Consider the following 312-nt stretch of genomic DNA (forward strand, 5'->3'; position numbering starts at 1 on the left):
AGCCGGAAAAATAAACATAAATCTTCAATATGATGACTAATAAAGATCCCGGCCAAGCCGGGATTTTACCTTATAACCAGTCAGTTACCTTAGAGCGGTCGCCATTCAAATGTCTCTTCCGGGATCTTCCGTGGCCGCTTCTGCGGTGTGGCGATCGAGCTGATACATAAAGCGACCACCACCACGGATGCAAACGGCAAAGAGGTGATTAACGTTGAGGCAACCTGACAGCGCACGCGGTGCTGGGCGCGGCGGTGGCGCAGGCGTCGGGCGGTTCGGCGCTGGCGGGGGCGTCAGGCGGCGTGGCGGGCG

Annotated in this window: 1 pseudogene; it reads left to right on the forward strand. The window is 57.7% G+C overall.

Annotated features, from left to right (window positions below):
• Positions 1-156: 156 nt before the first annotated feature.
• Positions 157-312 (forward strand): annotated as a pseudogene (locus tag QCD69_RS23020) (VENN motif pre-toxin domain-containing protein); the annotation flags it as partial.

The sequence above is a fragment of the Erwinia sp. PsM31 genome (genome assembly GCF_030433775.1).
GTDB classification, from domain to species: Bacteria; Pseudomonadota; Gammaproteobacteria; order Enterobacterales; family Enterobacteriaceae; genus Erwinia; species Erwinia aeris.